The 6,610-nt window shown below is 66.6% G+C and carries 3 protein-coding genes and 2 pseudogenes; 3 read left to right on the top strand and 2 right to left on the bottom strand.

Features of this window, described 5'->3' with window-relative positions; genetic code table 11:
• Positions 1-109: 109 nt before the first annotated feature.
• Together DLJ47_RS28835 and DLJ47_RS28830 are read right to left on the bottom strand one after the other, a co-directional pair.
• A pseudogene (locus DLJ47_RS28835) lies at positions 110-600 on the bottom strand (transposase); the annotation flags it as partial.
• A 120-nt stretch (positions 601-720) separates the two neighbouring features.
• Positions 721-1,080: pseudogene (locus DLJ47_RS28830) on the bottom strand (transposase); the annotation flags it as partial.
• 330 nt (positions 1,081-1,410) lie between these two features.
• On the opposite strand from DLJ47_RS28830, the gene DLJ47_RS28825 reads away from it, so the two are divergent.
• The 3 genes from DLJ47_RS28825 to DLJ47_RS28815 all read left to right on the top strand — a co-directional run bounded on the left by DLJ47_RS28825 (position 1,411) and on the right by DLJ47_RS28815 (position 6,597).
• Entirely contained in the window at positions 1,411-3,690 is a 2,280-nt protein-coding gene (locus tag DLJ47_RS28825; RefSeq protein ID WP_158289906.1) for a WD40 repeat domain-containing protein, read from the top strand.
• 145 nt (positions 3,691-3,835) lie between these two features.
• Positions 3,836-4,555, top strand: coding sequence for a hypothetical protein (locus tag DLJ47_RS28820; RefSeq protein WP_109904639.1), 720 nt, complete (start codon positions 3,836-3,838; stop codon positions 4,553-4,555).
• Entirely contained in the window at positions 4,552-6,597 is a 2,046-nt protein-coding gene (locus DLJ47_RS28815) for an AAA family ATPase (protein WP_109904637.1), read from the top strand. Before DLJ47_RS28820 ends, DLJ47_RS28815 begins: the two co-directional genes overlap by 4 nt.
• Positions 6,598-6,610: the final 13 nt, after the last annotated feature.

The following is a 6,610-nucleotide window of genomic DNA, read 5'->3' as shown; positions in this document are numbered from 1 at the left end:
CCTCCCCGGCGTCCCCCGGATCAGGCTGCCCCCAGCTTCACGCAGCCGCTGCGACGGCCACGAGGTGAAGGTCTTCCACCTCCACTCGGTTCAACAGCGCCTCGCGGCGCACGATGGCATCGATGAACACGACCGGATACACCGGGTCGAGGGGCCGGTTCTGCCACTCGGCCATCCCCTCCATCACCTTGTCGGTGATCGTGGAGATGGTCTGCTTGGACACCTCAGCCCCGTACACCTCGGCCAGGTGTGCAGCGATCTCCCCGTGGGTGAGGCCCTTGGCCGACAGCGACAGGACCATGTCGTCGACCCCGGTCAGGCGCCGCTGCCGTTTGCGCACGATCTGCGGCTCGAACGTGCCCGCCGCGTCGCGAGGAACCCGCACCTCGACCGGTCCGACGTCGGTGAGGACCGTCTTGGTCCGGCTGCCGTTACGGGTGTTCCCGCTACCCCGACCGGCAGGGTCGTCCTTGTCGTAGCCGACGTGGTCGGTGATCTCACCGTCCAAAGCCGACTCCAGGACCCGCTTCGTGAGCTGCTGCAGCAGCCCACCTCCCCGGTCAGTTTTAGCCCGTCACCACGAGCCCGATCGACCAGCATCGCGATCAACTGCTCATCCGTGACCGCATCCGCCGGCCTGGCGGCCGGCTCCTGCCCCGAGGTGATCTCGGTCGTCATGTGGCGTCTCTCCCTTGATCGGTCGATCAGCCGTTATTTGTACACACCCGACAACCGGCGCTGACGCTTGCGGACGATCTGCGGTGCGAACGACCCGTCGTGGTCGCGGGGCACGTCGATCTCGACCGAGCCGACGTCGGTAAGCACCGTCTTGGCCCGCACACCGTTGCGGGAGTTCCCGCTGTTCTTGCCCGCCGGATCGCCCTTGTCATAGCCCAGGTGGTCGGTGATCTCACCCTCGAGCGCTGATTCCAGGACCCGTTTCGTGAGCTGCTGCAGCAGCCCGCCATCGCCGGTCAGCTGCAACCCGGCCGCCCGGGCTTGCTCCACCAGCTGAGCGACCAGCTCCGCGTCGACACCCCCCGCCGGCTGTCCCGGCGCATTCTTCGCCAGCGGCAGCATTCACGGCGGCCATCGATCCATCGGACATCAGTTGCTCCTCTTTGATCAGGCGTTCCACCGTTCGTCTTACAGTCCGAGTGTCAACGGAGGGTTGCTATGGGTACTCATTCGGTGCAAGGTCGAACGTAGACCAGCGTCTCGACTTGGGCAGGAAACATGGCGGCTGCTAATCAAGGCGACGACGACGGGTGTCGGCCTGGTGACCGGCTTGCGGCTGCAGAAGAGCTGCAGGCGGTCGAGGCCCGTATTACTGAACAACTCCTTGGTCTGGCACGGCTCCGACGAGCGGGGGTACTGCTCTCCCCGCCCCCGTATGTGCGCCGTCATATCGTGGAGCACGCCGCAGCCGGCGCAGTTCTGGACGGCAGGGTGTTGTCCGGAGAGTTCCTGCCCTACGTCGACGCGCTGAGGCTGCGAACGGTGATTGGCCTGCGCAAGGCGCAAGGTGACCTACTCGTTAGCTGGTCCAAGGTGGCCTACACCTGGCGGTGGGATGATCCGTCGGCCAACGCCGACGCACTGCGATTCCAAGTCGCCGTGGATGGGGGGATGCCGGACCGGGTGGCACACCCGGAGTCCACGTGGCAACCGCGATGGGTGCACTGGCCGGGCAACAACGGGGAGATCATGGCTCGCCACGGCGAGGGGCCCGTGTGGGCGGTGGCCACGGCTGTGCTGCCGGACGGGCGGTCAGTGGCGGTTACCGGCGGCGACGATGGCGCCGTGCGGGTGTGGGATCTCGCCGCCGGCACGCCGGTGGGGCCACCGCTGACCGGCCACGATTCGGTGCGGGCAATGGCCACTGCGGTGCTTCCCGACGGCCGGGTCGTGGCAGTGAGTGGAGGCCGAGACGGGATGGTCCGGGTGTGGGATCTTGCCTCCCGGACTCTGGTGGGGGAGCCCATGAACCACGGCGACTGGGTGACGGCGGTGGCCACCGCGGTGCTGCCGGACGGGCGGGTGGTGGCCGTCACTGGCGGCGGCGCCTCGATGATGCGGGTATGGGATCTGCCCGCCGGCACCCCAGCGGGACACCCCCCGACCAGTCCCGCCAATATCTGGGCACTTGCGACCGCGGTGCTGTCCGATGGCAGAACGGTGACGGTCGACGGCGGCGGCGGGAGGGGCGTGGTGCGGGTATGGGACGTGGGTGCCGGGACGCCGGTGGGTGATCCTCTGACGGACCTGGACGACTGGGTGACAGAGCTGGCCTGTGCCGTTTTGCCAGACGGGCGGACGGTGACGGTGGCCGGGGGCTTCGGTGGCAAGGTGCGGCTGTGGGACGTAGCCGCCGGGACACCGGTGGGTGAGTCTCAGCGCGGTCACCAAGGTGCCGTGGAGGGGGTGGCCACGGCAGTACTTCCGGATGGGCGGCCGGTGGCGGTCACCGGAGGCCGCGACGGCAAGGTGCGCGTGTGGGATTTGGCCGCCGGGACGGCTGTGGGGCTACCGCTGAACGGTCACATTGATGCGGTGAAGGCGGTGGCCACGGCGGTGCTGCCGGACGGGCGGTCGGTCGCGGTGACCGGTGGCGAGGATGGCACGGTAGGGGTGTGGGATCTAGCTGCTGAGACGACGGTGGGTGAGCCGCCGAGGGACACCCCCGCCTTTGTGTGGGCGGTGGCCAGCGTGGTGTTGGCAGACGGCCGGACGATAGTGGTGACCGGCGGCGACGACGGCAAGGTGCGGATGTGGAATCTCGCCGACGGGATGCCAGTGGGTGAGCCGCTGAGTGGGCATAAGGGCACTGTGGAGGCGGTGGCCACGGCGGTACTCCCCGATGGGCGGCCGGTGGCCGTTAGCGGAGGCGTTGATGGAACGGTCCGGGTGTGGGATCTGGCCGCGAGGAGGCCGGTGGGATTGCCGATGGCCGCCCGCTATCCGGTGCGGGCGGTGGCCACGGCGGTGCTGGCGGACGGGCGAGTGGTGGCCGTTACCAATTACGGTGAGGCTTGGGTGCGGGTGTGGGACCTGGTCACCGGCGCTCCGGTCGGTGAGAACCTGGTCGGCCACAACGGCGTCGTGACAGCAGCGGCAACGACCGCGCTGCCGGACGGGCGGGTGGTGGCCGTTACAGGTGCCGGATTCCATGACGGATCAGTGCGGGTGTGGGATTTGGCCGCTGGGACGCCGGTGGGTGAGCCGCTGATCGATCATGACCCATGGCATTGGGCTGTAATGGCGGTGGCCACTGCGGTGCTGCCCGACGGGCGGGTGGTGGCCGTTACCGGAAACGCACTCGATCCCTACATGACGGGTAAAGCAGAAGAGACGGTCCGGGTGTGGGACCTGGCGGCCGGGACGCAGGTGGGGCAGCCGCTGAGTGCGGGCAAGGGAACTGTGTGGGCGGTAGCCACGGCGGTGCTGCCGGACGGGCGGACGGTGGCGGTTACCGGGGGCGGGGAGGCAGTTCGCCTGTGGGACCTCGAGACTGGCAGACCGCCGTCGCATCCGTTGCCGGTGAACGGTGCTGTACGCGGAATTGACGTGGTCATGGGGCCAGATGGCCTACGCGTGTTGCTCGTGGGCTCCGGAACGGCCTGCGTGGAATTGTCCGTTAACGAGCCGGAAGCCGATACACGCGGCCGGCAGGCGCGCCGACCGGACTGAGGAAGAGAGGACTGCCGTGCGTGAAATGGTTGGGGTGCATGGGATAGGTCAGCATCAGCGTGGCCGCCACCAACTGCTTGCCGCCTGGGGACCAGCTCTTGCGGATGGGCTAGAGCGGGCGGCCGGGTGTCGAGTTGCGCAACCGATGTTGGACTTGGCGTTCTACGGGGATCTCTTCCTTCCCGACCGTGGTGGCCCGTCCACAAAGTCGGGTGACGCAACATCGCTGCTCGATCTCATGGATGAGAAGGAGTTGAGTGAGGTGAGCGAGGCACTCGCGGATGTGGTGAGTGCCGGGGACCTGGCCGTTGCGGAGGCGGAGGTTGGAAAGGCCTACACCCGCACGCCGCGCTGGGCACAGGCGCTGCTCAGAGCCGTTGACCGGCGATGCGGTGCTGCTGCTGGGGTCCTGTACCTTGGAGTGCTGCGTCAGGTGCGCCACTACCTCACAGACGGCGACCTTAAGACACAGGTCGACGCCCGCGTCGCCGACACCGTCGGCACCTCTTGTCGAGTGCTGATCGGACATTCGTTGGGATCGGTGGTCGCGTATGAGTACGTTCGGCAGCACCCTGGTCAAGGGGTGCAGTTGCTGGTGACTCTCGGGTCGCCCTTGGGTCTGCGGATGGTTCGGGAGCGGCTGCAGGTCGAACAGTTGGCGGTACCCCGTTGGGTCAACGTGCGGGATGTGCGCGATCCGGTGGCGTGCGCGGGGGAGCTGCGCCGCTGGTGGCCGCAGATTGACGAACGTGACGAGCTGGTTGTCGACAACAGCGGCGACGCCCATGCGATAGAGCGGTATCTCAACCGTCGGGCGACCGGAGAGGTGCTCATCAGCGCCCTACCGCACCTGGTTGCCGCGTGAGCACGCTAGATGATGAGGTGCTGCGCCGGCACTTTGTCGCGATCGCAACAAGCAAGTACGACGACCCGACGTGGGACGAGTTAGCGGTTCATGCCGAGGTTGAAGCGGTTCAGCGGTGGTTGTGTGCGAATGAGTTGGGAAGCCGCGGGTTCCAGCCGCGGTACAAGGAGCTGGCCGACAACCCCACAGAGGACGAGATCCGTAACGCGCTGAGGAACCCTGCGCCGTCAGCGAGGTGGGGCGACGCAGACGCCGCGTTTGTGTTCATTACCGGGCATGGGTTTAAGGATGAGGACGAAACACATTACTTGATTCTCCAAAGGACCGAGCGATCGAGGTTGAGGGCGACGGCCCTTCGATCCGCTGAGATCATTGGCTGGCTCACCGATACTCGCATACGGCATCTGGTGGTGGTTGTAGATGCATGCTATGCCGGCAAGGCGTCGGAGGAGATTCTTCGCCTCAGCCGTGATTTGCCCAGCGCCTGGCTAGTGCTGTATGTGGCCACGAAGAATGAGGAAGCTAAGGTTGGGGCTTTCGCTGCTGCCCTGACGGCGTTTCTCGCCGAACTTCGAGCCGACGTGGGCCAGCAGTACGGCCTCAACGAGTACCTGAATGTGCAGGACTTCCGTGAAGGCGTTCAGGAGAAGCTTGATGAGCTTGGAGCGCTCCAGACTCTGACGGCGTTGCAGGGCAGCAAGCAGAACGGGCCCCACGTCTGCCTACCCAACCCCCACCACCGGCGCGATCCGGCCGTCAACGTATCGGCCGCTCGCCATGATCTGGCACTACCCTTGCAGGATCTGCAAACGCATTGGGGACCACGGTCGCGTGGAGTGGCCTTGGAGGAGCACCAAGGGTGGCTATTCACCGGCCGCGCCGGACTAATGAAGCAGCTAATCGCTACCGCGACCAACGGCGCCCCCGGAGCGACCGTTATAACCGGCGGCGCCGGCAGTGGAAAGTCGGCGGTCCTGGCCCGTCTGGTCACGCTCAGCGACCCCATGTTCTGCGCCCGCCACCATGCAGAAGTCGCAGCCATACCCGCTGACCTACGCCCACGGCAAGGCGCGGTCGACGTGGCGGTGCTGGCTACGGGCAAGCTGCACACACAGGTGCTAGCCCAGATCTGTCACGCGCTCGAAGTACCCGCCCCGGCCTCCAGCCACCCCGAACCAACCGTCGAGGAACGGTTGCACGCTTGGCATGAATGGCTGGAAAGGCAGTCGCGGAATGTCACCATTGTGATTGATGCCCTCGATGAGGCGACCGACCCGCACACGCTGGTACGCGACGTCCTCGCCCGGCTCGAACTCTCCAACACCGCGCCCTGCCTACGTCTGTTGGTCGGAATCCGGTCTCGTGCCGCTAGCGACCGCACCGACCGCGCTGCCGCACCACCCGATACGGCCGATCTGGCCGACACCGCAGAGGCTGCCCTGCACGCGCGCCGCATCGCCGTTGACGAAAAACCCTGGTGGGACCAGCATGATGTCATCCACTACGTCCACAGCGTCCTCCGCCACACCTCTGGCTCTCCGTATGCCACCGCACCTACGCCACTGATTGCGTCGGTGGCCGAGGCTCTCGGGACCGGAGCCGGCCGCTCGTTCCTCATCGCCCGTATCGCCGCCAGTTCCCTGGCAGGCAGCGACAGAGTTATCGCTGCCAACGATTCCGGCTGGCTTGCCGCCCTAGATGGCGGCTTGGTCGGCGTCTCCGTCTTTCGAAAGGACCTACACACGAGCCTGCGGGACCCGGAGGAACGCCACCGAGCGGTGGTCCTGCTCCGCGCGGTTGCGTTCGCCAAAGGTGCAGGCCTTCCATGGCGCAAGATATGGCCGCTGGTCGCCCACGCTGTAGACGATGACGGCGGCTACTACGGCGATGGTGACATCGCGCGGCTGCTCGCCTCACGGCTCGGCGGCTACCTAATCACCGATAGCGAAGACGACACTACCGTTTATCGGCTCTTCCATGATTTACTCCGCGACACCCTGCGCGAACGGTGGCGCGAGCTTCTCGCCCCACCCGTCTCATGACCGCGGCCACCCC

Origin of the sequence: Micromonospora sp. S4605, from assembly GCF_003176715.1 — a bacterium.
Lineage (GTDB): Bacteria > Actinomycetota > Actinomycetes > Mycobacteriales > Micromonosporaceae > Micromonospora > Micromonospora echinaurantiaca.
Note: the sequence above shows the minus strand (reverse complement) of the source record. Positions and strands in the feature narration are given on the sequence as shown.